Annotated in this window: 25 protein-coding genes; 16 read left to right on the top strand and 9 right to left on the bottom strand. The window is 39.1% G+C overall.

What is annotated here, in order from left to right; translation table 11 throughout:
• Positions 1–42: 42 nt before the first annotated feature.
• The 3 genes from ME5_RS09425 to ME5_RS09415 form a co-directional block, all read right to left on the bottom strand.
• A complete protein-coding gene (locus tag ME5_RS09425; protein ID WP_008040541.1) occupies positions 43–1,128 on the bottom strand; it encodes an ABC transporter ATP-binding protein in 1,086 nt (361 codons plus the stop codon).
• The gene (locus ME5_RS09420) at positions 1,121–2,926 is read right to left on the bottom strand and encodes an ABC transporter permease (RefSeq protein ID WP_008040540.1); all 1,806 of its coding nucleotides are present in this window, start codon (positions 2,924–2,926) and stop codon (positions 1,121–1,123) included. The genes ME5_RS09425 and ME5_RS09420 overlap by 8 nt, the downstream gene beginning before the upstream one ends.
• Before the next feature lie 101 nt (positions 2,927–3,027).
• Positions 3,028–4,122: an ABC transporter substrate-binding protein gene (locus tag ME5_RS09415; protein ID WP_008040539.1), complete on the bottom strand. Its 1,095-nt coding sequence runs from the start codon at positions 4,120–4,122 to the stop codon at positions 3,028–3,030.
• A 243-nt stretch (positions 4,123–4,365) separates the two neighbouring features.
• Here ME5_RS09415 and ME5_RS09410 point away from each other — a divergent pair, with 243 nt between their 5' ends.
• The 16 genes from ME5_RS09410 (at position 4,366) to ME5_RS09335 (ending at position 21,865) form a co-directional block, all read left to right on the top strand.
• Complete coding sequence (locus tag ME5_RS09410; RefSeq protein ID WP_008040538.1) at positions 4,366–5,046, top strand: response regulator transcription factor; 681 nt, start codon at positions 4,366–4,368, stop codon at positions 5,044–5,046.
• Positions 5,030–6,163, top strand: coding sequence for an ABC transporter substrate-binding protein (locus tag ME5_RS09405; protein WP_008040537.1), 1,134 nt, complete (start codon positions 5,030–5,032; stop codon positions 6,161–6,163). Before ME5_RS09410 ends, ME5_RS09405 begins: the two co-directional genes overlap by 17 nt.
• Positions 6,160–7,533 carry a sensor histidine kinase gene (locus ME5_RS09400; RefSeq protein WP_008040525.1) on the top strand — a complete coding sequence of 458 codons (1,374 nt, stop codon included), beginning with the start codon at positions 6,160–6,162 and terminating at the stop codon, positions 7,531–7,533. The genes ME5_RS09405 and ME5_RS09400 overlap by 4 nt, the downstream gene beginning before the upstream one ends.
• A gap of 277 nt (positions 7,534–7,810) precedes the next feature.
• The gene (gene ltnD / locus ME5_RS09395; protein ID WP_008040524.1) at positions 7,811–8,710 is read left to right on the top strand and encodes an L-threonate dehydrogenase; all 900 of its coding nucleotides are present in this window, start codon (positions 7,811–7,813) and stop codon (positions 8,708–8,710) included.
• A 2-nt stretch (positions 8,711–8,712) separates the two neighbouring features.
• Positions 8,713–9,987, top strand: a complete 1,275-nt coding sequence (gene otnK / locus ME5_RS09390; RefSeq protein ID WP_008040523.1) for a 3-oxo-tetronate kinase — start codon at positions 8,713–8,715, stop codon at positions 9,985–9,987.
• Between the two features lie 4 nt (positions 9,988–9,991).
• Entirely contained in the window at positions 9,992–10,777 is a 786-nt protein-coding gene (otnI, locus tag ME5_RS09385) for a 2-oxo-tetronate isomerase (protein ID WP_008040522.1), read from the top strand.
• A complete protein-coding gene (locus ME5_RS09380; RefSeq protein WP_008040521.1) occupies positions 10,774–11,559 on the top strand; it encodes a DeoR/GlpR family DNA-binding transcription regulator in 786 nt (261 codons plus the stop codon). Before otnI ends, ME5_RS09380 begins: the two co-directional genes overlap by 4 nt.
• Before the next feature lies 1 nt (position 11,560).
• Positions 11,561–12,526 carry a D-erythronate dehydrogenase gene (denD, locus tag ME5_RS09375; protein ID WP_008040520.1) on the top strand — a complete coding sequence of 322 codons (966 nt, stop codon included), beginning with the start codon at positions 11,561–11,563 and terminating at the stop codon, positions 12,524–12,526.
• A gap of 29 nt (positions 12,527–12,555) precedes the next feature.
• Positions 12,556–13,197 carry a 3-oxo-tetronate 4-phosphate decarboxylase gene (gene otnC, locus ME5_RS09370; protein ID WP_008040519.1) on the top strand — a complete coding sequence of 214 codons (642 nt, stop codon included), beginning with the start codon at positions 12,556–12,558 and terminating at the stop codon, positions 13,195–13,197.
• Positions 13,198–13,215: 18 nt separating this feature from the next.
• Positions 13,216–14,535 carry an MFS transporter gene (locus tag ME5_RS09365; protein WP_008040518.1) on the top strand — a complete coding sequence of 440 codons (1,320 nt, stop codon included), beginning with the start codon at positions 13,216–13,218 and terminating at the stop codon, positions 14,533–14,535.
• Between the two features lie 246 nt (positions 14,536–14,781).
• A complete protein-coding gene (gene pehA / locus ME5_RS09360) occupies positions 14,782–16,323 on the top strand; it encodes a phosphoric/sulfuric ester hydrolase PehA (RefSeq protein ID WP_008040517.1) in 1,542 nt (513 codons plus the stop codon).
• Positions 16,324–16,347: 24 nt separating this feature from the next.
• Complete coding sequence (locus ME5_RS09355) at positions 16,348–17,979, top strand: ABC transporter substrate-binding protein (RefSeq protein ID WP_008040516.1); 1,632 nt, start codon at positions 16,348–16,350, stop codon at positions 17,977–17,979.
• 51 nt (positions 17,980–18,030) lie between these two features.
• Positions 18,031–19,065, top strand: coding sequence for an ABC transporter ATP-binding protein (locus tag ME5_RS09350; protein WP_008040515.1), 1,035 nt, complete (start codon positions 18,031–18,033; stop codon positions 19,063–19,065).
• 2 nt (positions 19,066–19,067) lie between these two features.
• Positions 19,068–20,027 carry an ABC transporter ATP-binding protein gene (locus tag ME5_RS09345; protein ID WP_008040514.1) on the top strand — a complete coding sequence of 320 codons (960 nt, stop codon included), beginning with the start codon at positions 19,068–19,070 and terminating at the stop codon, positions 20,025–20,027.
• A 39-nt stretch (positions 20,028–20,066) separates the two neighbouring features.
• Positions 20,067–21,005 carry an ABC transporter permease gene (locus tag ME5_RS09340; protein ID WP_008040513.1) on the top strand — a complete coding sequence of 313 codons (939 nt, stop codon included), beginning with the start codon at positions 20,067–20,069 and terminating at the stop codon, positions 21,003–21,005.
• 107 nt (positions 21,006–21,112) lie between these two features.
• Complete coding sequence (locus ME5_RS09335) at positions 21,113–21,865, top strand: ABC transporter permease (RefSeq protein WP_425338809.1); 753 nt, start codon at positions 21,113–21,115, stop codon at positions 21,863–21,865.
• Between the two features lie 99 nt (positions 21,866–21,964).
• Here ME5_RS09335 and ME5_RS09330 read toward each other — a convergent pair whose 3' ends face one another.
• The 6 genes from ME5_RS09330 to ME5_RS09305 all read right to left on the bottom strand — a co-directional run bounded on the left by ME5_RS09330 (position 21,965) and on the right by ME5_RS09305 (position 25,924).
• On the bottom strand, positions 21,965–22,258 hold the full coding sequence (locus ME5_RS09330; protein ID WP_008040511.1) for a PepSY domain-containing protein: 294 nt from the start codon (positions 22,256–22,258) through the stop codon (positions 21,965–21,967).
• Between the two features lie 124 nt (positions 22,259–22,382).
• On the bottom strand, positions 22,383–23,585 hold the full coding sequence (locus ME5_RS09325) for a DegT/DnrJ/EryC1/StrS family aminotransferase (protein ID WP_008040510.1): 1,203 nt from the start codon (positions 23,583–23,585) through the stop codon (positions 22,383–22,385).
• A 5-nt stretch (positions 23,586–23,590) separates the two neighbouring features.
• Positions 23,591–23,983: a DMT family transporter gene (locus ME5_RS09320; protein WP_245256527.1), complete on the bottom strand. Its 393-nt coding sequence runs from the start codon at positions 23,981–23,983 to the stop codon at positions 23,591–23,593.
• Positions 23,980–24,348: an EamA family transporter gene (locus ME5_RS09315; RefSeq protein WP_008040508.1), complete on the bottom strand. Its 369-nt coding sequence runs from the start codon at positions 24,346–24,348 to the stop codon at positions 23,980–23,982. Before ME5_RS09315 ends, ME5_RS09320 begins: the two co-directional genes overlap by 4 nt.
• The gene (locus ME5_RS09310; protein ID WP_008040507.1) at positions 24,345–25,217 is read right to left on the bottom strand and encodes an alpha/beta hydrolase; all 873 of its coding nucleotides are present in this window, start codon (positions 25,215–25,217) and stop codon (positions 24,345–24,347) included. The genes ME5_RS09315 and ME5_RS09310 overlap by 4 nt, the downstream gene beginning before the upstream one ends.
• A complete protein-coding gene (locus tag ME5_RS09305) occupies positions 25,214–25,924 on the bottom strand; it encodes an MtnX-like HAD-IB family phosphatase (RefSeq protein WP_008040506.1) in 711 nt (236 codons plus the stop codon). Before ME5_RS09305 ends, ME5_RS09310 begins: the two co-directional genes overlap by 4 nt.
• Positions 25,925–25,936: the final 12 nt, after the last annotated feature.

Raw genomic sequence — 25,936 nt, 5'->3', positions numbered from 1 at the left:
CTGCTTATTGAATAAACAGAGCGTTTTGACTTTGTCATTTATTTATTGTTTAAAAATCCAAATATCTTCTGGTTTAATACTGACCTGAACATTTCCTTCTTGCAAAGTACGAGCTCCGCTTGCTTTTATTTCCAAATCGCCTTGATGTAAGCGATATTCCCAACGATCTCCTAAATAAAGACTGGCATCTAAGTGCATGGGTGTTGTTGCAAGTGATGGATCATTATTGGTATTTTCATGCACATGAATATGCTCAAGACGAATAACAGCTTTTACAATATCTCCAATATTGCTGGGGTCTTCGTCACGCAATGTTCCCGTTAAGGTCCAATTATCCGAACCAATAACCGCGATTTTTCCATCTATTTTCAAAATTTTTCCTTCAGCAACATTGTTTGCCCCAAGAAATTCAGCAGAATAAAAGCAGTTGGGATTGGAATAAATTTCAAGCGGTGTTCCATGTTGAATGATACGACCATTTTGTAAAAGGAGAATATGATCAGCAGCAGCCAATGCTTCCGTTTGGTCATGTGTTACAAGGATGGCACAAATATCCAATTCAAGAATAAGTTTTCTTATCCAGTAGCGTGCTTCTTCGCGTAATTTTGCATCCAAATTAGACAATGGTTCGTCAAGCAATAAAACACGAGGTTCATAAACAACGGCGCGACAGATTGATACGCGTTGCTGCTGACCGCCTGATAATTGGCTTGGATATCGCTCAGCCAAATGATCAAGCCCCATTGTTTTTAAAATATGATTGACACGTTTTTTAATTTCTTCGTTGTTAACTTTACGTAGTTTTAATCCATAAGCCACATTTTCATACACAGTTCGATGAGGCCACAACGCATAGGATTGAAAAACAAGTCCAATGTGACGTTGTTCAGGGGGTAATTGGATGTTTTTTTCACTATCTCTTGCAGTCTTATCACCAATTTGGACATAGCCTATTTCTGGATTTTCTAATCCAGCAATACATCGTAAAAGAGTTGTTTTGCCTGATCCTGATCCTCCTAGAAGAGCAACAATTGAGCCACGTTGAGCCGTGAAATCAACGCCTTTAAGGATTTGTAATCCTCCAAGCCATTTTTCAACATTTTTAACAACAAGTTCTGTTCTATTCATTGATTTTCGCTCCCAGTTTCAAAGCAAGCGCGAGGGCTGCTGCTGTTAGAACAATACTGACAAATGCAAGGGCGGCAATGGTGTCCATAGCGCCAGATTCAAATTGTTGGACGATTAAAGATCCAATAACACCTGTGTTGGCTCCCATAAGATAAACACCTGTTGAATAATCACGTAAAAATATAATCATGATGAGTGCCCATGCTCCAGTGAGCCCAGGACGAACGAGTGGCACAACAATATCGCGCCATGTTCGCCCAATCGTGGCCCCACTTGTTCGAGCGGCTTCTTCAAGCTCAGGTGAAACTTGTAAAAGCGTGCCTTGAAGTAAGCGTAAACCATACGCAAGTCCAACGATCATATAGGCAATTAATAATGAAAAAAGTGTTGGGCGTAATGGTGTTAAAAAAGGGACGAACAAAAAGACCCAATAAACGGCAAGACCGATAATTAAACCCGGCAATGCTCGCGGTAGTAAAATAATATAATCAAGCAAAGTGCCACTTGCACCGCGATTTCTATGACCAGAAAGTCCAATTAATAGATAAACAAAGACTGCCAAAAGTGCCCCAAAAACACCAAGAATAATTGTATTGATAATACCAGTTGATAAATTGCGCACTTCCCAAAGGCGATTAAAATTTGCTAAAGTAAAGTGATCAAAAATATTAATATCTTGTCCCCAAGCATTCACAAAAGCACGTAATGTAATGCCGCCGACTGGAACAAGTACTGAAATAAAGAGCCATAAACCTATGACTGTTAATGCAATGACCTGTCCTTTTGCTCCAAGTTTAAGCGGAGAAGCGCGCGCGCCTTTGCCACCAAGGGCGGCATAGCGACGACTATGTTTTAAAATTTGGCGTTGTGCAAAAATTAGTGGCAAAGTAAGAATGATCAAAACCATGGCAACAACAGCCATCAATTGATATGTGGGAACGCCAAATAATGTTGTGAGTTTATAAATATAGGTTGTTAATACAAGAGTTCCAGATGGGTCACCAAGGACAAGAGGAATGCCAAATTGTTCAAATCCTAAAAGCAGATTAAGTGCTGCGGCAAAAATGAGCGAAGGCAATACCATGGGAAGAGTGACATCGCGTGAAACGCGAAAAATAGAAGCCCCTGTCGTACGTGCAGCTTCTTCAAGATCAGAAGGAAGATTGCGCATGGCTGCTGTCACATAAAGGTAAACATAAGGGACGTGGCTTAGTGCTGCGACCAAAATAATACCACCAACAGAATTAATATTCCAAGGAATAAAGCCTAAAATATTGCGCGCCCAAATGCTGAGAAAACCTGATGGTCCCATTGAAATGGTATACCCAAATGCAAGCACAATTGATGAAATAAACATTGGAACCAGAACGAGTATTTCTAAAGGACCGCGAAATTTCAAATCGGTCCGTGTCAGTAAAAAGGCAAGAATACCTCCTAAAGGAACAGAAATGACAACCATACCAACAGCGATAAGTATTGTTGTCCATAGCGCACGGTAAAAGTCAGGATCTGTTAAAACAAATCGATAAGCATCAAGACTAAAGGTGGCATTTGATTTAAAAAAGGCTTCATCCAAAAAACTTTGATAGACGATAAGACTGACAGGTGACAAAACTATGATTGTTACAATTAAAATGGTCAGCCAACGGTAAATGACGGCATCGGCTTTGAGCCTTGTCCAAGAAAAAGGTCTTGGAGGAGGAAGTGTTCTTTGGTCCATTTTATACTTTCTTTCTTTCAAATAATTAAATTTAAAAAACATGCATGAGACATGTTCAATCGTGCGTCTTTCATGCATAAAATTGATGAAGATATGCTAATTGACATCTAATAAATTGAAAAATGTTGCGGTTGAGTGAGGGCAAAATATTGCCCTCATAGATCATACGATGACGTTATTTATTTTACTGCAGCATTCCATTCGCGGAAAAATTTCACGCGGTTTTGTGGTTTAAGATATTCCAACAAAGCATCATCAAGTGCAATTGGCTGAAGATTGCCGCCGACCATATCATTAAGTGAATCGAGATCTAGATAGCCTTCAATATCTGTTCTGATGGAAGGGAGCCCTTTTTCTGCGATCGCTGTTTGCCCATCTTTTGAAAGCATGAAATCGAGAAAAAGACGTGCAGCATGCGGATGAGGCGCTCCGCGTGGGATAATGGCAGGACGGGAGAAGGCAGCGGTATAATCAGTGCCAAAGGCGACACCTAGATTGGGCGTATTTTTGATCCAATTTAAAGCATAAGACCCAATAACATTAACAGCCATAACGTTTTCGCCTGAAACAACAGTTTCTCGCATCGTTCCTGTAGCAGAATAACTTTTTACTTTTGCTTCACCCATGGCTTTTGCCAATTGCCAAAAACTTTCACTACTACGTCCATCATTTGTTTGAATTACAAATCCAACGCCACTTTTTTCTGGATCAAATGTTGCAATTTTATTCGATAATTCTTTACGATGATTTTGAATATATGCAATTAAAGCTGCGCGCGTTTTAGGGAAGCTATCATCAGGAAAGCTATTGGTATTGTAAATTGTACCCACAGGTTCAACAGTTGTTGCATAAACCATGTTTTTATAATTCGCCCATTCAGGCAAGTTTTTAATTTCAGGTGATTCGTATGTTTCTGTGTATCCATCAACAGCAAGCTTTAATTGCAAGTCCATTGCAGAACTCCAAATGATGTCGCCACCAGTTTGATTGGCCTCTGCCTCAGCAATGGTTCGGCTATAGGCATTGTTTGTGCCCATATCAGTATAATCGACTTGAATGCCATATTTTTGTGTAAATGCAGTTAATAATGCGGTCGCCTGTTCTTCATCCGTGGCTGCATATAAAGAAACACGCCCTTCTTTTTTTGCTTTGGCAATAAGATCACTATAATCTGCAGGATAGCCTTCTGGTAATTCCTGTGCCTTAACAGGCAAGGTGGCTAGTATAAGGCTTGCTGCAAAAGTAGCGCCAGTCGCAATAGATTTAAATCTCATTTGGGTTCCTCCTCCAATGAATTAAGCAATTTTATTGATTGCTTTTATGATTTTATAAAGTTTGCCCGTCTCCTCCATAGATTAAGGGCAATCCATTTTATACTATGACAGATAAAGCTGACAAGAAGCTGTCATAAATCTATATTTTTTGACAAGAGGAATTTCTTATGCCTCTATAGATGAGATCGTTTTATAAAAAATGTAGGAAAAACATGTTTTAAAAAAAACGAGGGAGGAGGGGCAATGCATATTCTTCTTGTCGAAGATAATGAAGATTTAGGCGAGGCAATAGCAGCACGTTTAAAGCAACTTGGTCATTTTATTGTTTGGGTACAAGATGGTGAAGATGCGCTTATAACTGCGCGGGCGCATGATTTTGATGCACTGGTGCTAGATTTAATGCTGCCGAAAAAAAGCGGATTTGAAATTATTAAAGCACTGCGACATTTCGGTTTTTCTCTTCCAATTGTTGTTATTACTGCGCGCTCAGAAATTGATGATAAGCTCAGTCTGTTTGATCTGGGTGCGGATGACTATTTGGTTAAACCTTTTGATTTTCGTGAATTGGAAGCACGTCTGCGGGCAGCAATACGTCGTCTTGGTGGGATGACAAGCAATATCGTTACTATTGGTAATACGCGCATTGATTTGGCAGCGCATCAATTGGTAATCGCAGGTCAGGAAATAGAATATAATCGACGCGAATTTAAACTTTTAGAAATTTTAATTCATTATTTAGGGCGTGCAGTCACCAAAGAAATGCTCATGACGCGTCTTTTTGATATTGAGGATGATGTTTCTTTCAACGCAGTTGAGGTTTATATTTCGCGCTTAAGGCGCAAGCTTGAAAAAGCTGATATTGAAATTCTTACATTGCGCGGTATTGGGTATCGTGTTCAGGAGCGCCATGGTCACTCGCATTAAGAATTTTTGCTTTGTCGTGTTTTGTGGACTATTTGTTTTTTTTGCGCTTCTTTGTAAGACACTTCATGCGCAATTTATCGCTTATCCACAAAATCAAACAATGAGTGATCAACAATTATTGGTCATTTACGGGACGACAGATTCTTCCCTTTTTTCAAAATTTAGTGAGTCATTTCAAAGAAATAATCCAGATGTTTCTATCTATTATAAAGAACTTGAAAGTGGCATCATTTTTAACAGCATTCTGCGTCATGACTTACAACCAGAAGCTGATCTCATTATTTCATCCGCCGCTGATCTACAGATGAAATTGGCCAATGATGCTTATGCACTTTCCTATCGGTCACCAAACTTGCATCGTCTTCCTGATTGGGCTCATTGGCGCAATGAAGTTTATGGCTTTACATTTGAGCCAGCTGTCATTGTTTATAATCGAAAATTTTTAAGTGACGGTGAAGCTCCAAGAACGCATTTGCAACTTATTAAGCTTTTAGAAAAAAACAAAAGCCGATTTATGAAAAAAGTGGGAACGTATAATATCGCAACATCTGGGGTTGGGTATGTTTTGGCGACGCATGATGTTTTAATTTCATCTAAATTTTGGCAAATGACAAATGTCTTTGCAGATATTGATGTTTATTTAAGCCGTTCATCATCTGAGCTTCTTGATGCATTAGAGGAAGAAAGATTAACATTGGCTTATAATGTTTTAGGATCGTATGCCTTTGCTCGTGCATCTTCAAACAAAGATTTGGGCATTATCGTTCCAAATGATTATGCTTTGGTTTTATCGCGTTCGGTTCTTATCCCAAGAACAGCCAAAAATCCACAAACTGCAAAAAGATTTATTGATTTTTTATTATCAAACCAAGGTCAAGAAATTGCTTCAGGAGAAATAGGATTTGAATCTGTGACACAAGATTTTAAAAGTCAATTTAATAAGCAAACGATTTTGAAAATGAGTTCAGGAACAGTACAGCCAATCGCTTTTATGCCATCTTTATTGATTGCTTATGATCATCAAAAACGAACACAATTTTTAAAAGTTTGGCATGAAGTTATCGGTGCAACAAATTTGCAAAATGATAAAATATTAGACGATAGGCATGGCGAGTGAAACAACATTTTTCTCTTCAATGGCGCATATCATGTTTTGCTTTTTTGCTTCTTCTTAGTTCTGGTAGTGTCCTTTTTATTTTTGTACAGCAAGGTATTGATCAAGCTACCCGAAATGCTTCAGACCGTTTGTTGTCGTCTTCTGCTTATATGATTGCCAATGCGGTGCAAACGGATAATGATAAAGTGATTGTGGAAATACCAAGTGGTTCATTTTCGATGTTTTCAGGAAAAGATCGGACGTTTTATGTTATTCGTGATCATTTGGGCAATTATGTTACAGGTTATGATGATCTTGATACTGGACTTGATCTTGCAACTAACAGTCAGCCACGTTTTGATACAGTTCATTATAAAAATGAATTAATAAGAGTGGTAAGTGTAGGACGTTTTGTGATGCAAAATGATGCATTTTTTTGGGTAACAATCCGCGTTGCCCAAACACAGCTTGAGCATCATGCGCTGCGCAAAAATATTATCACTTATGAGGTGATTTCCATAGGTGCTTTAATGCTTATAGCCCTTGGTGCTATTTGGATCGGGATAGGGCTCGCATTATCTCCTTTAAAAAAACTTGAAAATGATTTGTTGCAACGTGATCCTTCAGATTTATCGCCTTTACAGATTAAACCGATTAGAGAAGTGAATGCGCTGGTCATTGCTCTTAATATTTTTATGCAAAGGTTAGAAATATCTCTAAAGCGTATGCGTGATCTTGTTGCTGATGCAGCGCACCAAATTCGAACACCTTTGGCATCTTTACGCTCGCATATTGATATTGCCCTTCATGAACAGGACAGTAATCGGCGGCATGATCGATTGTTGAAAATTGAACGCACAACACTTCAGGCAAGCCAGCTCGTTTCACAAATTCTTATGGATGCGACGATTACTCACCGTCTTGAGCAAAAAGATCATCATGAGGTTGGTGTAGATACTCTTATTGATGATGTTATCAATCGTCTTGATCCAGATGAGAGAGAACGTGTTTTGGTGCATAATGATTCAAAAACACGTCGTGTTTTTTTAAACGGGGATCGTGTGTCACTGCGTGAAATGTTGCGTAATCTTATTGATAATGCACTAAGATATACGCAAGGTTCGGTTAGTTTAACAACGAAAATAGATGAATGTTTTTTGTGTGTCGATGTTATTGATGAAGGCCCGGGAATTCATATATCTGAACGTGAATATGTTTTAGAGCGTTTTCAACGTGGTAAAACCGCAGGGCAGGAAATTGGGACGGGATTAGGATTATCGATAGCAAGCCAAGTTGCCAAAGCGCATCGTGGCTCGTTAACACTTGTTGATAGTCCTTATGGGCAAGGTCTTTGTGTGGAAATACGTCTTCCTATCGGACATTCTTATTAAGAAAAGTGTCACAAAGATACATTCATAAAAATATGCATCTTTTATAAAGTGCCACAACTCTATAGATATAATAGACTATTCATCCTTAAGAATGAAATTTTTTCCAACTGGTCAATAAAAGCGCATGAATGTTCTGAAAACGCGCTAATTATATTAAAAAATAGAACTTCTTTTAAATGTTACAATATAATAAACAATTATTATGTGATAATTTGTTAAAATTTGTTGTATTTTTATAATTTTTGTTTAACCTGACGGGAAAGGCAGGGAGGACAGAATGGACAAAAATTATAATGTCTGTGTTGCTGGGCTTGGCTCTATGGGCATGGGAGCGGCTCGATCATGCATTCTCGCTGGATTAAAAACATTCGGTGTCGATGTGGATTCATTTAAATGTCAAACATTAATAGATTATGGGGCTTTAGCAGCGGGTGCTTATTGTGAATATGCAGATAATCTTGATGCCGTTTTACTTTTGCTTGTAAATAGTGATCAATGTCGAACCGTTCTTTTTGGTGAAAATGGTTTGGCTTGTCGTATGAAGCCAGGCGCCGCTGTGATGATGTCTTCAACGATTGCGACGAAAGAAGCAAAAGATATCGCACAAAATTTGTCAAAATATGGTCTTTTTGTTCTTGATGCACCAGTTTCTGGTGGTGCTTTAAAAGCAAATAAAGGGGATATGACCGTTATGGCTTCAGGCACAAATGCGGCTTTTGAAAAGCTACAACCTTTGCTTGATGCTATTGCAGGAAAAGTTTATAAAATCGGTGAAGAAATAGGGCTCGGTTCGACAGTTAAAATTATTCATCAACTTCTTGCTGGTGTACATATAGCTGCAGGCGCTGAGGCGATGGCACTTGCTGCGCGGTCAAATATTCCATTGGATGTGATGTATGATGTTGTCACCCATGCGGCAGGAAATAGCTGGATGTTTGAAAACCGTATGAAACATGTTGTTGAGGGGGATTATTCGCCAAAATCGGCTGTAGATATATTTGTTAAAGATTTAGGTCTCGTGAGTGAGACAGGTCTCTCTTTGAAATTTCCACTTCCTTTGGCGAATACGGCTTATTCAATGTTTTCAGCAGCGTCTAATGCTGGTTTTGGGGAGCAAGATGATGCAGCGGTTATTAAAATATTTTCAGGCATTGAATTGCCAGACAAGGATAAATAAAGATGCGTTTTGGCGTGATTGCGGATGATTTTACAGGGGCTACGGATATTGCTGGCTTTCTCGTTAGTCATGGATTGCGAACAATACAATTAAATGGTGTTCCAACCTCTGACAAAGATATTAAAGCTGATGCGGTGGTTATCAGTTTAAAAAGTCGTTCTTGTGCGTCTGAAAAAGCTGTCGCCGACAGTCTTTCGGCGTTAAAATGGTTGCAAGTTAAGAAGTGTCAGCAATTTTTCTTTAAATATTGTTCAACTTTTGACAGTACCCTTAAAGGAAATATTGGTCCTGTGACAGATGCATTGCTTGAAGCATTAGGTGAAAAATTCACAGTTGTTTGCCCAGCCCTGCCTGTGAATGGTCGTACGCTTTATAATGGTTATCTCTTTGTAAATGGTGTGCCTTTAAATGAATCGGGCATGCGTGATCATCCCGTTAATCCTATGACCGACAGTAATATTATGCGCATTATGGAAAGCCAATCTGTTGGTAAGGCGGGCAATATTGATACAACAATTATTGATCAAGGTGTGAGTGCGGTTACTGATGCTTTAAATAGTTTAAAAAATCAAAATATTCGTTATGCTGTTCTTGATGCGTTAAATATGGATCATATTGATACTTTAGGTCAAGCCGTTTCATCTATGAAATTGGTAACAGGTGGGTCAGGACTTGCTGCGGGTATGGCAAAAACATGGATAGTGTCATCAAATGACACTCAGGCTAATCCTGCAGAATTATTAGGTGCGCCACTTGATGGTGCGACGGTGATTATTTCTGGTTCATGTTCACAAATGACAAATGCACAAGTTGATTACTATAAACAAAAAGCACCATCACTGGCTGTTGATATTGCCCATACGCTTCATGATGAAAATTATGCGCATAGTGTTTTAGAGTGGGTTTTAGAAAACAAATCAGGTGATTATGCTCCCTTGGTTTATGCAACAATGAAATCTGATGATTTAAAAACAATACAACAACGTTATGGAGCAAAAGAAGCCAGTTTAGCAATTGAAGCTTTTTTTGCGAAGCTTGCACAATTACTCGAAGCAAAAGGCTTCACACGTTTTATTGTTGCAGGGGGTGAAACTTCTGGTTCGGTAACTCAAGCACTTCATGTTGATGGTTTTGCTATTGGTCCTCAAATCGCACCAGGTGTGCCTTGGGTCCGCGGTCTTAGTAAGCCACTTTCTTTAGCTTTAAAATCTGGAAATTTTGGTCAAGAAGATTTTTTCTTTGCGGCACAAAATACTGTTACAGTTGCACAGGATTGAAAACATGCCTCGTTTTGCAGCAAATTTATCGATGATGTTTACGGAAGTGCCTTTTCTTGATCGCTTTTCAAAAGCTGCTGAAGCAGGTTTTGAAGCAGTTGAATTTTTATTTCCTTATGATTATGCACCTGAAATTTTACAAGCTGAATTACGAAAAAATCAACTAAAACAGGCACTGTTTAATATGCCGCCAGGACAATGGGACTTAGGTGAGCGTGGTCTTGCGGCATTGCCAGGTCGGGAAGTAGAGTTTCGCAAAAATGTGGACAAAGCATTAGAGTATGCCTTGGCTCTTGATTGTCAATATCTCCATGCAATGTCAGGTCTTATGAATGGTCATGATCGTGCAAATTGTGAAAAAACTTTCATAGATAATTTTCGTTATGCATCAGATCGCGTAGCTGAATATGGTATAAGCGTTTTGGTTGAGCCGATTAATACACGCAATATGCCGGGATATTTTATCAATCATCAACTCGATGCCGTGTCTTTGTTGGAAAAAGTGGCAAGAAAAAATGTTTTTGTGCAATATGATCTTTATCATGCACAAATTATGGACGGTGATTTAACGATACTTACAGAGAAAATGAAAGGCAAATTTGCTCATGTACAAATTGCATCTGTGCCTGATCGACATGAGCCTGATGAAGGAGAGGTGAATTTTTCTCATTTGTTTAAAAAACTTGATGATATGGGATATGAAGGCTTTATTGGGTGCGAATATCATCCACGCGGTCATACTGTTGATGGTCTTGCATGGTTTGAGCCTTATCGGAAAAAATTGTCATGATACCGGCTGAGCGTCAGGCTCATATATTAGAACGCTTATCAGAACGCAGTGTTTTATCTATTGCAGAAATTTCTGCTATTTTGGATGTTTCACAAATGACGGTTCGTCGTGATATTCGCGTTCTTGAAGATCAAGGTCGCGCCGTTTCTGTAGCGGGCGGCGTTCAACTCATTGAACGTATAATCACCGAACCTTCCCATTTGGCAAAACGTGTATTGGCACATGAACAAAAAGCTGCAATTGGTCGATTTGCTGCAAAAATGGTTAAAGATGGGGGCGTTATTTATCTGGACGCGGGAACCACGATTTTAGAAATTGCTCATCACATAACTGATGTAAAAAATTTAACAGTTGTTACAAATGATTTTGTCATTGCCGCCTTTTTAGCTCAAGAAAGTGCATGTCGGATCTTTCATACAGGCGGTGAAATTGAGCGGGAAAATCAATCTTGCGTTGGAGCCCAAGCTGTAATGATGATTCAAAGTTTTAACTTTGATCTGTCATTTATTTCGACATCATCTTTCGGATTTCGCGGTATATCAACACCTCATGAAAATAAAATCGCCGTTAAGCGTGCGATAATTGAAAGTTCGTCGCGGCGCATTTTGGTAACTGATAGCAGCAAATATGGGCGTATAGGCGCATTTAATGTCATTCCACTTGATCGTTTGAGTGCAGTCATCACAGATGAAGGCTTAAGTCAAAATGGCCGTGATGCGATCAACCTACATGGTATCGCGCTGCATTTGGTCGATTATCCACAAAAAACGAAAGAAGAATAAAATGAAAAAAATTGTTGTAACAGGTGGTGCAGGTTTTCTTGGCAGTCGGTTAATTGCAACATTGCTTTCCGTAAAGGGACACCAAGGCTATCCCGAATTTGATCAAATCATTTCTGTTGATCTTGCACCTTGTCCATTAAATGATAACCGCATTGTTTCTATGACAGGTGATATTGCAGATGAGAAATTTTCTCAACAAGTGATAACGTCTGGTACCGTTGCTATTTACCATATGGCCGCCGTTTTAAGCGGTCAGTCAGAAGATGATTTTGATATGGGAATGCGTGTTAATATTGATGGAACACGAATGCTTTTAGAAGCAGCCCGCCATACGAAAGAGGTTCCAATTTTTATTTTTACCTCTTCATTGGCTGTTTTTGGCGGTGATATGCCCGATATTGTACCTGAAGATTTGGCACTTCTTCCTCAATCCTCTTATGGGGCGCAAAAAGCAATTGGCGAAATACTTGTTGGGGATTATACGCGTAAAGGTTTTATTGATGGACGTGTCTGTCGCCTTCCAACAATTGTTGTTCGTCCAGGAAAACCAAATTCGGCGGCATCGTCTTTTGCAAGTGGCATTATAAGAGAACCTTTATCAGCCATACGCTCAAATAATCCTGTTCCAGAAAATACACGCATGTGGCTTTCTTCACCCAATATAGCTGTAAAAAATCTAGCGCATGCTTTGGTTGTAAAAAGTGAAAAGATTGGCTCAAACCGTGTTCTTAACTTACCAGGACTTTGTGTGAGCGTTGCTGAAATGCTTGATAGTCTTGAAAGAATTGCAGGGAAACAAACGCGTGATTTAGTGAGTGCAAATCCAGAACAACGCGTGGTGGATATTGTTTGTTCTTGGCCTGGAAATTTTGACGTAAAGCGTCCCTTAGCTCTGGGTTTCAGCTATGACAGCGATTTTGACTCCATCATAATTCAATATCGTGATGAATTTGTTTCAAATATTTGAATGTTACGAAAGATCAAACAGGTGAAATGATGAAAGAACATGACCTGCGATTGTTACTTGTTGAACTGGGGGCAAGTCTTTTTGAAAGGGGGTTTAGTGTCGGCAGTGCGGGGAATATTTCTGTACGTCTAGACGATGGATATTTGATGACACCCACTAATTCTTCCTTGGGCAGATTGGATGCAACTCGGCTTAGCAAGCTTGACCATGAGTGGAACCATATTTCAGGTGATAAGCCTTCAAAAGAAGTGTTTATGCACCGTGCAGTTTTAAAAGCTCGAGCGCAAGCTGGTGCCGTTGTGCATCTACATTCAACCTATGCCACCGCTATAAGCTGTCTTCAACCTTCTCATAGCGATATGCCTATTATGCCGCTTACGCCCTATTTTGTTATGCGCATTGGTCGCAAACTTCCTATTATCCCTTATTATCGTCCTGGTGATGGTGCCATGGAAAAAGAGATTTATGACGCAGCCAAAACAGCCTCTTCCATGCTTTTGGCTAATCATGGACCTGTAATATCAGGAAAAACGCTGACCGATGCAGTTTATGCAGCGGAGGAGCTGGAAGAATCGGCACGTTTGTCACTGATGTTACAAAATCAAGACATAAGAAAGCTTACGCAAGAACAAATTGATGATTTGCTAACAGTATTTCAGGATAAAATTTAAAACTTATGGGAGGACATTATGACAAAAGATAAAGAACCAGATAAAACTTCTGGACTAGGTGGTATGACAAAACAACAAGAAGATTTTACCTATCGTAAAATAGTTATCCGCATTATTCCTATTTTAATGATTTGCTACATTATCGCCTATCTTGATCGCGTTAATGTTGGATTTGCAAAATTGCAGATGTCTGATGATCTCAATTTTAGTGAGACTGTCTATGGATTGGGCGCAGGATTATTTTTTATTGGTTATTTTTTCTTTGAAGTGCCAAGCAATATGATTTTGCATCGTGTGGGTGCGCGTATGTGGATTGCCCGTATCATGATCACTTGGGGTTTGCTGTCAGGTCTTTTTGCTTTTGTGCAAACGGATTGGCAATTTTATATTCTGCGCTTTCTTTTAGGTGCGGCTGAAGCTGGCTTTTATCCTGGTGTTATTCTTTATTTAACATATTGGTTTCCATCGCATCGTCGGGGAAAAATGTTTGCTATTTTTCAGGCGGGTAGCCCAGCTGCTGGCATTTTTGGTAATCCATTATCTGGTTGGATTATGGAGCGCTTTCATTCTTTTGGTGGATGGCAAGGATGGCAATGGATGTTTGTTGTTGAAGCCATTCCAGCTGTTGTTGTTGGTGTGATTGTTTTGCTTTACCTTGATAATAATGTGAAGGGTGCCAAATGGTTAAATGATGCTGAAAAAGCATTGGTGAGCCGTGATATTGATGCTGATTCACAAGGAAAAGCAGCAAATTATTCCTTTTTTAGCCTCATAAAAAGTCCCATTGTTTGGTTAATGATTTGCATTTATTTTTGTTTTGTTATGGGTCAATATGGATTAACTTTATGGATGCCTACTCTTATTCAGGCATCAGGCGTAACCAATACTTTAACTATTGGACTTTTGGGAGCGATCCCTTTTATTTGTGCTATTATCTCTATGGTTATTTTTTCGTGCAGTGCCGATAAATATCGTGAACGACGGTGGCACTTGGTTGTTCCTGCATTGCTGGGAGCAGTGGGATTTATTGTTGCAGCATCTGCAACAAGCACGACAGTTTCGATAATATTTTTGTCTCTTGCGGCTGCAGGTGTTTTATCTTGTGCTCCACTTTTTTGGTCTTTGCCAACAGCTGTTTTAAGTGGAGCTGCTGCGGCAGCTGGAATTGCAATTATCAATTCCATTGCTAATCTTGCCGGGTTTGTTAGCCCTTATATGATTGGAACGCTCTATGATTTGACCAAATCGTCAGAGATTGGAATGTACGTTTTGGCTGGATTTTTACTCTTAGGTGCTGTTTTGGTTTTAACGGTACCTGCCAGTAAAGTGAATCGATAACATTCAAAGATTCTAAAGGCGGTTACCAAAGACCGTCTTTTTAAAATATTTGACTATGTATTAAGTAATTTAAGCCAATAACTATTTAAAGATACTTAAAATCCATTTTTTTACGTTTTTAGTGATATAAATTTTGAAAATGAAACTTAATCCCTCACATCATCATTCATAGAACTGTCATAAAATGATAAAATAACTGTCATATCGAATTGATAGTCCTCTTTTTCATATAAGAGGATTTATGTGATGAAAAAAAATGTCTTATTGATAGTTGTCGATCAATGGCGCTCGGATTTTATTCCCCATCTCATCAAGCATAAAGGACAGTCGCCTTTCTTAAACACACCTCATCTTGATCGATTGTGCCGTGAAGGTCTTACATTTGAAAATCATGTCACAAGTTGTGTTCCTTGTGGTCCTGCAAGGGCAAGTCTTTTAACAGGGCTTTATCTTATGAATCACCGTGCGGTGCAAAATACTGTACCACTTGATCATCGTCATAAAAATTTAGGTAAAGCATTACGCGAAATCGGTTATGATCCTGCTCTTGTTGGATATACAACGACAACGCCTGATCCCCGTTCTACGTCACATAAAGATCCACGTTTTCTTGATTTGGGCGATATGATGGAAGGGTTTCGTAATGTTGGTGCTTTTGAACCGCATATGGATGAATATTATGGCTGGGTCGAACAAAATGGTTTTTCTTTACCAGAGCCACGTCATAATATTTGGCTCCCAGAGGGGGAGGAAACAATTCCTGGTGCAACCAGTAAACCGTCACGAATTCCAAAAGAGTATTCTGATACACGTTATTTTACAGAACGGGGTTTGACTTATTTAAAGGGAAGAGCAGGTAAACCCTTTTTCTTACATCTAGGATATTATCGTCCTCACCCACCTTTTATTGCTTCCGCTCCTTACCATGCAATGTATCGTCCCAATGATATGCCACGGCCAATGCGCGCCAATTCCCCAGAAGAAGAAGCAGCACAGCATCCTTTAATGAAGCATTATATTGACCATATCATGCAAGACTCTTTCTTTGTTAATGCTGAAGGCTATGGTGCTACGCTGAATGAAGAAGAAATCTTACAAATGCGGGCAACCTATTGCGGTTTAATAACAGAGATTGATGATTGTTTGGGGGAAATCTTTAGCTATCTGGATCAAACGCAACAATGGGATGATACGCTGATTATTTTTACCAGCGATCATGGTGAACAATTAGGGGATCATCATCTTTTAGGAAAAATTGGTTATAACAAAGAAAGTTTTCGAATTCCTTTAATTATAAAAAATGGTGGTGTTAATCCACGTGCGGGAGAAATTGAAACAGCTTTCACCGAAAGTATTGATGTTATGCCTTCTATCTTAGATTGGTTAGGCGGTGAAATACCAATAAGTTGTGATGGTGCTTCACTTATTCCTTTTTTAACGCAAGGAAAGCCAAAAAAATGGCGTGATGCTTTGCATTACGAATATGATTTTCGCGATATATTTTATGATCAACCACAATCAAGCCTTCATCTAGATCAAGATGATTGTAGCTTATGTGTTATAGAAGATGAAAATTTTAAATATGTTCATTTTGCAAAGCTTCCAGCTTTATTTTTTGATGTGAAAAAAGATCCTAATGAATTGAATAATCTTGCCAATGATCCCGCTTACACTTCACGGATGCTCGATTACGCTCAAAGAGCCCTTTCATGGCGCTTATCGCATGCGGATAAGACACTGACACATTTTCGTGCATCTCCTGATGGTTTAACACATTATGACAATTAATATTTTAACACAAAGGTTCATTTTATGTCTATCAATCGTAGAAAAGTATTAGGTCTCGGTGTCGCCGCAACAGGTAGTTTCTTTCTTCCACGTATTGCCATTGGACAAAGTGACAATCGTCCTTCAATCACCATTGCTGTACAGAAAATTTCAACGACAAATACATTAGATGTTTTGCGTGAACGCTCAAATGTTGGGGCACGTTCATTTTTTACCCATTTATGGGAAGGGTTGATTGATCCAAATTGGCTTGGCGATATGTCTGGTGTAGCATCACTAGCTACAGCTTGGCGACGCATTGATGATAAAACTTTAGAACTTGATTTGCGTAAAGGCGTTAAATTTCATAATGGCGAAGAAATGACAGCAGATGACGTTGCTTTTTCTTTTAGTCGTGAACGCATGTTTGGCAATTCGCCTATTGCAGGTCAAGAAACAATCGCATCAAATTTTTCAGTACCAAGCAATCTTCTGAGCAAAGAACTTCCTGCTGAAGTGGCAGCGATTTCACGTCGTACATGGCCATCATTAGAGCGTGTTGATGTCATCAATCGTTATCAAGTGCGTTTTTATAATGCAACACCAGATGTTACGCTTGAAGGGCGTATTGCTTGTGTGGGAAGTCAAATTATGAGCCGTCGCGGTTGGGATGATGCGCAAAGCTATTTGGCATGGGCAAGAAAACCCATAACCACAGGTCCATATATGGTGGACAACTATGTGCCTGATCACATGTTGGTTTTAACATCTCATGATGAGTATTGGGGTGGTCGACCGCCACTCAAACAAATTCGTTTTATTGAAGTGCCTGAGGTTGCATCGCGTATAAATGGTCTTTTGTCGGGCGAATATGACTTTGCTTGTGATATTCCACCAGATCAAATAAAATTCATTGAAAGCAATGAAAACTTTGATGTTAAAGGAGGAACTATTCTTAATCACCGCCTCACGACATTTGATAAAAATCATGCGCAGTTGGAAAACCCTCTTGTTCGTCGTGCCTTTAGCCACTCTATTGATCGTCAAGCCATTGTTGATTCATTATGGGGGGGACGTACAGAAGTACCCGCAGGCCTTCAATGGCCGTTTTATGGAAAAATGTTTATTGAAGGTTGGACAGTGCCTGAGTTTAATCCTGAGCGCGCGCGCGATCTTTTAAAACAAGCAAATTATAAGGGTGATCCCATTCCCTATCGTTTGCTTAATAATTATTACATTAATCAAACGGCAACCGCTCAAGTCTTAACGGAAATGTGGCGTCAAGTTGGATTAAATGTTGAAATTGAAATGAAAGAAAATTGGCAGCAAGTACTTGAAAATAATAGCCATCGGGGTGTTCGTGATTGGTCAAATTCTGCCGCTTTTGATGATCCTATTTCTTCAATCGTCAACCAACATGGACCCAATGGTGAACAACAACAAGTGGGTGAATGGACAAATAGTGAGATGAATGAGCTGTCAGGTCTCATGGAACGCAGCACAGACTTTGCAAAACGAAAGGCTATGTTTAAACGTATGCTTGAAATTTGTGAAAGAGAAGATCCTGCATATACAGTATTGCATCAAACAGCTGTTTTTACTGCAAAACGAAAAGATATAAAATGGCAAGCAGCATCATCCTTTGCTATGGATTTTCGCCCCGGCAATTGGGGATAATGAAGTGTTTTAAGGTCTAGCATGACATGCTTAATAGGGCTTTAGCTGATTATGAAAAAACTCGAAATTTCAAATTTAAAAGTGTCTTTCAATAGCGTTCCTGTACTACACGGAATAAATCTTTCTATCGCTCGTGGTGAAAGCATTGGGATTGTTGGAGAATCTGGATGTGGTAAATCATTAACATGGCTTGCAGCATTGCGCTTAACGCCTTCAAAAGCAAAATTAAGTGGTGAAGTTCGTTTGGATGGTGGAGAAAATATTATTACGTCCGCCATTCCTTATGTTGAGAAAATACGCGGTGGTCGTATTGCCATGATTTTTCAAGATCCTTCAAGTGCTTTAAATCCTGTCAAAACAGTTGGGCAACAAATAAAAGAAGCGGTTATTTTACATCGAAAATTAAACAAAAAACAAGCAAAAGAAGAAGTTTTAGCGTTGATGAATAGGGTTGGTATTCCTGATGCAAAGGCACGATTTGATAGTTATCCGCATCAATTTTCAGGGGGGCAAAATCAGCGCTTGATGATTGCCATGGCGCTTGCTGGTGCTCCTGATATTTTGATTGCTGATGAACCGACAACAGCATTAGATGCAACAATTCAGGCACAAATCCTTGATCTTTTAAATGAATTGCGGCGTGAGCGAAATATGGGTCTTGTTTTTATTAGTCATGATTTAGGGGCAGTGTCGCAAATATGTGATCGAATTTGTGTTATGTATGCAGGGCGTATTGTTGAAGATAGTCCAACAAATAGCTTATTTTATAGGCCTCGACATCCCTATACACATGGATTGTTTACGTCGATTCCTCCCTTTGATGGAACACGTAAAAGGCTTGTACCGATCGAAGGTAGAGTGCCAGAATTTCAAGATAATATCAAGGGATGTGCTTTTTATCCGCGCTGCCAATTCAGCCTTGTATGTTGCAATGATGAGGTTCCACCACTTCATACTGATTGTTCAGATCGTTTGAGGAGTGTGGCGTGTTTTAATCCAAAAACACATAATGTTTCAGCAAAAAAACAAAACAATAATATTTTATTAAATTCAGATATGACACCAAATGCACCAATTGGATTTTAAAGATGAGCAAAACAATTTTAAATGCTCACAATCTTTCGAAAACTTATTATTCAGGTCATTCTTTTTTTTCGAAAGGTCGATCAGTTGGCGCAGTTGATGATATTTCACTTTCTATACAATTAGGAGAAACCTTAGGTATTGTAGGGGAGTCTGGTTCAGGCAAATCAACGCTTGGTCGCTTGCTTTTAGGGCTTGAAAACCCTAGTCGGGGTGAAGTGTTTTTTAATGAAACTTCTATGCCAGTAGCTTTTGGTTCTCAATGGAGAAAATTGCGCGCTGATATGCAACTGATTTATCAAGATCCGCTTGCCGCTCTTGATCGACGTATGCCAATAGGCGATCAAATTCTCGAACCTCTTAAAATACATAATATAGGTCATAAAAACGAGCGTCGTAATCGTGTTATTGAAATGCTCAATTGTGTTGGTCTAAGTGCGGCTCATTATACGAGATTGCCGCATCAAATATCTGGGGGGCAAAGACAACGAGTTGTGATTGCGCGCGCTCTAATTACGCGCCCAAAACTGCTCATTTGTGATGAGCCTGTTTCAGCCTTAGATGTATCCATCCAAGCGCAGGTTGTTAATCTTTTACGCGATGTTCAAGAAAAAGAAAAACTAACAATGGTTTTTATAAGCCACGACCTTAAAGTTGTGCAAAATATTGCTGATCGTTTGGCTGTTATGTATCTCGGCAGTATTGTTGAATTTGGGGATTGTTCACAAATTTTAGCAAAACCAAATCATCCCTATACAAAAGCCTTGGTTTCAAGTGTTTTAATACCAGGGCAGAAGACCTTTGAGCGCATTATATTAAAAGGTGAGCCGCCTAATCCCGCAGATCGTCCTAGTGGATGCGCATTTCATCCCAGATGTTGTTTAGCCAGTGATATATGCCGACAAAAGACACCGAAATTATCGCTTCAAAATGATGCTCGATTGGTTGCCTGTCATCATGTTTGAAGCCTTTACACTTGATTTATATCTTATAGCGAAGGTCTCATGTTTTTTTTCTTTTCAACGCGAATATTACGCGCCTTTATAACGATTTTTTTGGTGATTACATTTGCTTTTTTTGTTTTGCGTTTGTCAGGCGATCCTGCGCAGATTATTTTAGGACCCGAAGCATCACAGCAAGCTGTTGTGGCCTTCCAAAAAAGTTGGGGGTTGGATGCACCTTTATGGCAACAATTTACGGGCTATGTTTATGCTGTTTTACAAGGTGATTTTGGTGTTTCCATGCGTGATGGACGCAAAGCATTTGATATGGTTTTAGAGCGTATTCCTGCTACTTTATTTATCACTCTACCTGCGCTTTTACTCAAATTGGCTATCGGCATTCCTGCTGGAGTTTATGCCGCGCTGCATCGTGATAGTAAAATGGATCGTTTCGTTATGGGATTATCAGTATTGGGATTTACAATGCCGTCTTTTGTTTTAGGACTTTATCTGGTTTTGATTTTTTCTGTTCAATTAGGATGGTTGCCTTCAGGAGGCCAGGAAGGAGTGCAATATGCCATTCTTCCCATCTTAACAATTGGTCTTGGTGGTGCAGCTGTTCTTGCAAGATTTTCACGAAGTGCCATGATTGAAATTTTAAGCAGACCATATATTCGCACAGCCAGTGCAAAAGGTCTTTCGTGGCGGTATGTTGTTTATAACCATGCTTTGCCCAATGCAGCTATTCCGATTGTAACACTTGTTGGATTTATGGTTGGTTCGCTTCTTGCTGGTGCGGTTGTCGTTGAATCTTTATTTTCTTGGCAAGGCGTTGGGCGTTTATTGGTTATTGCAGTTGCGAATCGTGATTTGGCGGTTGTTCAATGTATTTTAATCCTTGTTGCTTTCACTATGGTTCTATCAAATCTTATTGTTGATCTTCTCTATAGTTATCTTGATCCCCGTCTTGCTGATCGCCAAGCGAAAGAGTCCTCATCATGAGTATTATTTTATCTCAAAAAAAACGCCAATTTAATTTTATTTTTCGTTTTCTTCGATCTATGCCTATTTCTATAAAGCTTAGCTTTTTCTGGCTTTTGATAATCTTTATGATCAGCATTTTTGCTGATGTATTAAGGCCATATCCTATTACACAGTTGGATCTTATGAACAGATTGGCTTCTCCGGGTTTCAATTCACACCTTCTTGGAACTGATGAGCTAGGACGTGATATTCTTTCACGGCTTATTGAATCTATTCGCGTATCAATGCAAATTGCTTTTGGTGCGACGATATGTTCAGCTGTTTTAGGAACGTTTTTAGGATTTTTAGCGGCAAGATTTCGTGGTATTGTTGAAAATTGCGTCATGATGCTAGCAGATTTTCAGGCGGCAATGCCCTTTCTAATCCTTGCATTATCAGTTTTGGCATTTATAGGAAACTCTATAATTATTCTCACTCTTTTATTAGGGCTTTATGGTTGGGAAAGATATGCGCGTATTGCGCGAGGTTTGGCATTGTCAGCCAATAGTCAAGGTTATGCAGGAGCTGTTCGGCAATTAGGAGCGCGTCCTTTACGTATTTATGTTCATCATATTTTACCAAATATTGCATCGACTTTGATTGTTTCTATGACGTTAATATTTCCAGAAATTATTCTTTTAGAAAGCAGTCTTTCTTTTTTAGGGTTAGGTGTGCAGCCTCCTATGTCCAGTCTTGGTAATATGATAAGCTTTGGACGTGAATATTTAAGTAATGCACCGTGGATCATGTTTGCACCGTCTTTGATCATTATTTTAACGACAATGTCTGTCAGCTTTTTTGGTGATTGGGTGCGTGATAAGCTCGACCATGACAGCTAATATTTTGTTCTTTTTAGAAAAATCTGATTTCGATGGAAAATCATCGAAATCAGATTCTATGTTTTGAATATAATAATGAAAAGTTCATGATAAAATGAACTAGTCATCATATTTTTGCGCGGTAATATTGCCTTGCTTATTCACGCGCAATTCTAAACGGTCGTGATTTGTGTCTGTGACATTAACTTCCCATCCATATCTTTTTTGTTCAATTTCACGAATGTGATAACCATCTTGTTCCAATTTGCTGGCCATTTGAGAAACACTGATACGTGGTGCTGCATTTTGCGTTTGTGGCGTTGGCTGAGCTGTTGCAACATTTGTAAACCCTGTTAGGCTCGTTAAAGCGGTAGCAGTTGATAAAAGAACGACAGAAATGATTTTTTTAGACATCAATTTTCTCCTTAAAATGATTGATGTCGTCTTTTTATCAAAGTGTTACTGATACTTTGCCTTTGAAACCTGTCAGTGAATTGTCAGTTTGAAAACGATTTTTCAGAGCTATTTGTTTATGTCTCTATTGTGGAAGAGATTGCTTTAGAATTTTTATGATACAGTCAAAATCATCATCGTTCATCCAAAGACTATTAGAAATCGTCAACAGTCTATCAGCAAAATTGATGGCGTTCGGTGTATTGTCCTGATTATCAAGAAAAGGTTTGAGATAATTATAATTTGCAAGCGCATGTACAAATAAGCGCGTAACCCCATAAGGAGAGGGCCATAATGTTTCAAGAGCCTGATCACGACTTTTACGGTCAGGCATAAGAAGGATTAAAAAAGGCCAAATATTTGTTTCTTTAGTGATGCCCTTTATAACATGAATTGAAGGTATTGTATGAAGATGATCAATACGTCTTTTCGCTTGAGTTTTTATTTTTTCTAAAAAAACTGGATAACGTTGCAATGCTCGTGCACCACGTTTTTCTCGCAATGTACTCACCTTATGTAAGGGTATTGGAAATGAAAATACATCACCGACAGCATTTTCAATATCACCTTTTTTTAAATTGTTTCTGCGAGGAGTGCCATAAGCCCATTGCAGCATAAATGGACGATAAGCGAGGGTATAACCCAAAAGCTCTAAAATGCGTTTTGCTTCTAAAGATGGTTTTCTTTGGATAAATTGATCATGTGTTTGCTGAAGGGCTCGTCGCATTTTTTCTTCACGAGCAGTTAACAAACCGCCTTCAAAAAGTGTAAGGCCTTTACCAACAGCCAGACTAAAAAATACAATATCAGCACTTTTGCCTGCTGAAGAGCCAAAAGCTTGCGCACCATCTTCTATAACGAAAGCACCATAAGAATGTGCAAGGGGCATTACAGCATCCACATCGGCTAATTGCCCACCAATATGTGTTGGAACAATTGCGAGCGTTTTTTTACTTAAAAGTTTTTCTAATGCGATAAGATCAAAATCAAAGTGGTTCAATTTTGTATCACAAAGACGCGGTATTAAGCCGCATTGAGCAATGGCTAGCAGAACCAACGGACAATTAAAGGCAGGAATGATGACTTCAGTGCGCTCAATGTTTTGGGGCATGCGCTTCAAAGTTTCTAAAGCTATGATAAATGCTGCTGTTCCGGAACTTTCTAAAAGAAGGGGAGGAAGCTTAAAAAGTATCGCCGCGTCGTGTTTTAAATTACGATTTGTTGGAAGCCAATCTCTCCAAAGCATAGGAAGACCAGCCGTTGGTGGTATTTCACGGAAGAAAACCATGTATTTTACTCTTTTTGTTTTTTGATTTCATCACGTTCGGCAAAAGCCAAAAAGATTATACCACAAACAATGAAAACAGCGCCTGTTAAATGAGTAAGAGAGATATGTTCACCAAACAAAATAACAGATGCAATCATAACGGTCACAACTTCAAGGTGGGAGGCTGCGAATGCAGGCCCTACTGGTGCGCGTCTTAAAAGGGTCATCCATGTGAAAAAAGCACCAATATAGCCTAAAATCGCCAGATAAACCCATGGATGGGTGAAAATGCGTATTAACCAATCAATATTTGCTTCAAGCGGTTCTGCAGCAGTCGCCGTCATTTTAAAGCTGATTTGCCCCAACGTGTCGAACGCCATTAAAAAAAGAAAACCAATAATATAAAAACGTCCCATCATGTGGCTCCAACAATTGCAACACCGATCGCCACAAGACTTATGCCGATGACACGCATATTGGTCAGTTTTTCATTAAATAAAAATCGACCTAAAATCATAATAACAATAATATTAATGGATCCGAGCAAGATACCTTCTGAGAGAGGTACCAAAGTTAAAAATGCCAACCAAAGTAAAAATTCAGCAATATAGGCACCAACACCGAGCCAAAGAACCGGCTTTTTTAACAAAGCGAACCAATAAGTTTTATATGAGTCTTCGGGTTTATCACTTTGAGGTTCAATAGCCGCGGCTTTAAAGGCAAGCTGTCCAACCGTGTCACAAACTATGTTAGAAAGCCATAAAACAAAAACAAGCCAACTCATGCGTATGCCATTTCAGCGAAATTGTTTGAATGTGATGGTGTGTTTTCAGTATCAGGACAACATAGGCTTTTAAAAAAGTTGATACTCTCTTGAATGACGATTTTACGGTCACGATCAATCGTAATCAAATGGTAGCTATTGTTTAAAGGAACCATTTTGACAGGCCCTGATACGGAACGTTCAACCAAGCCAGAATTTGTTTTTAAGGACGCGATGTCATCATCTATTGAATGCATAATCAAACAGGGTGCTTTTATCTGTTTCAATTGAGCTTTTGTAACTTTTGACAAAACGAGCATTTCTGCCAAAGACCCAAAAGGGTTGCCAGCAAGTCCACCCTTCGTACTATCTCCTGATAACATGCTTTCGGATACAGTTTTACGAATACGCTCATCTTTTAATCCATAAGGTGGGCGTTCAATAAATACATTTTTACGGAAAATTCCAAACATATTGAACCATTTTAGCAAAAATCCGAGTTTTTTTGCATAATAAGGAATTGTCCACCCATCATAAATGAAAGTGGGACCATAAACACCAACGCCTTTGACGATGTTGGGTCGATCCGCTGCAAGCTTCAGAGCTAGAACAGCACCCATGGACAGTCCACCTACAAAGAGCGTATCAACATGTTCAAGCAAACGATCCGCAGCACGATTGACGCTCTCATACCAATCATGCCAATTGGTCGCCAAAAGGTCCTCTTCATTGCCACAATGACCAGCCAATTGCATGCCGTAAACAGTAAATCCTGCTTTATGCAAACCTTTACCTAAAATTTGCATTTCTGCGGGTGTGCCTGTTAATCCATGAATTAATAACACGCCAGCGCGTCCACCTTTAAGAAAAAAACTTACATCGGTAATCATGATGCGACCTTTTTAAATGGTTTGAACTGATGGTTAAATTGATGCCAAATGGCACAAACATCAGAAAAATTATCAATCCTTATGTGATTAAGATGCTGTTTGTTGCAGTAATCGGCAAGTTTTCCTTTTGCCAATACAAGATCGGCTTTTTCTGATGGACAAAAATCAGATGTCCCATCACCAATATACAGTGTAAATCCACGTTGAAGTGTATTATAACGACTGCATTTGCAATTGCCTGCAGAACATGTATCGTTTTTGTAGGGAAATTGTAACGTCCAATGATCATTGCCAAGATATATTAATCGATTAGCAAATATCGGAACTGTAACAATATTATACCGTTTCAAAATGCGATGAATACTGAAATCCAGTCCATCACTCACAATGGCAACATTCACACGTTCTTGGGAAAGTATCTCAATGAAGTCAATAAAGTATGGATCAATTTCCATTTGATCTAAACAAGCGTTTAGCTCTTCAGGAGATGCTTTGATAAGACTGATTTGGTGGCTCATACATTCACGCGCACCAATTTTTCCAGATAGCCATTCTTCCTCAATTTCTTCCCAATCAGCTGAGGCAAATTGGCGAAGTAAGATATCTGTTACGTCGTTTTTTGCAATAGTTCCGTCAAAGTCAATAAACACGGTTGAAAAAGATGACGGGTGTTTGTTATTTCGTAAATCTGGGAACGTTAGTGTCATTATTATTCGTTC

Origin of the sequence: Bartonella tamiae Th239 (assembly GCF_000278275.1) — a bacterium.
Taxonomy (GTDB): domain Bacteria; phylum Pseudomonadota; class Alphaproteobacteria; order Rhizobiales; family Rhizobiaceae; genus Bartonella; species Bartonella tamiae.
This window is presented reverse-complemented; position numbering and strand designations above follow the sequence as displayed.

Bases quoted from the DNA above. Each gene is read 5' to 3' on its own strand.
- ME5_RS09425 (WP_008040541.1), bottom strand. From the start codon at position 1,128: ATGAATAGAACAGAACTTGTTGTTAAAAATGTTGAAAAATGGCTTGGA.
- ME5_RS09420 (WP_008040540.1), bottom strand. From the start codon at position 2,926: ATGCATGAAAGACGCACGATTGAACATGTCTCATGCATGTTTTTTAAA.
- ME5_RS09415 (WP_008040539.1), bottom strand. From the start codon at position 4,122: ATGAGATTTAAATCTATTGCGACTGGCGCTACTTTTGCAGCAAGCCTT.
- ME5_RS09410 (WP_008040538.1), top strand. From the start codon at position 4,366: ATGCATATTCTTCTTGTCGAAGATAATGAAGATTTAGGCGAGGCAATA.
- ME5_RS09405 (WP_008040537.1), top strand. From the start codon at position 5,030: ATGGTCACTCGCATTAAGAATTTTTGCTTTGTCGTGTTTTGTGGACTA.
- ltnD (WP_008040524.1), top strand. From the start codon at position 7,811: ATGGACAAAAATTATAATGTCTGTGTTGCTGGGCTTGGCTCTATGGGC.
- otnK (WP_008040523.1), top strand. From the start codon at position 8,713: ATGCGTTTTGGCGTGATTGCGGATGATTTTACAGGGGCTACGGATATT.
- otnI (WP_008040522.1), top strand. From the start codon at position 9,992: ATGCCTCGTTTTGCAGCAAATTTATCGATGATGTTTACGGAAGTGCCT.
- ME5_RS09380 (WP_008040521.1), top strand. From the start codon at position 10,774: ATGATACCGGCTGAGCGTCAGGCTCATATATTAGAACGCTTATCAGAA.
- denD (WP_008040520.1), top strand. From the start codon at position 11,561: ATGAAAAAAATTGTTGTAACAGGTGGTGCAGGTTTTCTTGGCAGTCGG.
- otnC (WP_008040519.1), top strand. From the start codon at position 12,556: ATGAAAGAACATGACCTGCGATTGTTACTTGTTGAACTGGGGGCAAGT.
- ME5_RS09365 (WP_008040518.1), top strand. From the start codon at position 13,216: ATGACAAAAGATAAAGAACCAGATAAAACTTCTGGACTAGGTGGTATG.
- pehA (WP_008040517.1), top strand. From the start codon at position 14,782: ATGAAAAAAAATGTCTTATTGATAGTTGTCGATCAATGGCGCTCGGAT.
- ME5_RS09355 (WP_008040516.1), top strand. From the start codon at position 16,348: ATGTCTATCAATCGTAGAAAAGTATTAGGTCTCGGTGTCGCCGCAACA.
- ME5_RS09350 (WP_008040515.1), top strand. From the start codon at position 18,031: ATGAAAAAACTCGAAATTTCAAATTTAAAAGTGTCTTTCAATAGCGTT.
- ME5_RS09345 (WP_008040514.1), top strand. From the start codon at position 19,068: ATGAGCAAAACAATTTTAAATGCTCACAATCTTTCGAAAACTTATTAT.
- ME5_RS09340 (WP_008040513.1), top strand. From the start codon at position 20,067: ATGTTTTTTTTCTTTTCAACGCGAATATTACGCGCCTTTATAACGATT.
- ME5_RS09335 (WP_425338809.1), top strand. From the start codon at position 21,113: ATGATCAGCATTTTTGCTGATGTATTAAGGCCATATCCTATTACACAG.
- ME5_RS09330 (WP_008040511.1), bottom strand. From the start codon at position 22,258: ATGTCTAAAAAAATCATTTCTGTCGTTCTTTTATCAACTGCTACCGCT.
- ME5_RS09325 (WP_008040510.1), bottom strand. From the start codon at position 23,585: ATGGTTTTCTTCCGTGAAATACCACCAACGGCTGGTCTTCCTATGCTT.
- ME5_RS09320 (WP_245256527.1), bottom strand. From the start codon at position 23,983: ATGATGGGACGTTTTTATATTATTGGTTTTCTTTTTTTAATGGCGTTC.
- ME5_RS09315 (WP_008040508.1), bottom strand. From the start codon at position 24,348: ATGAGTTGGCTTGTTTTTGTTTTATGGCTTTCTAACATAGTTTGTGAC.
- ME5_RS09310 (WP_008040507.1), bottom strand. From the start codon at position 25,217: ATGATTACCGATGTAAGTTTTTTTCTTAAAGGTGGACGCGCTGGCGTG.
- ME5_RS09305 (WP_008040506.1), bottom strand. From the start codon at position 25,924: ATGACACTAACGTTCCCAGATTTACGAAATAACAAACACCCGTCATCT.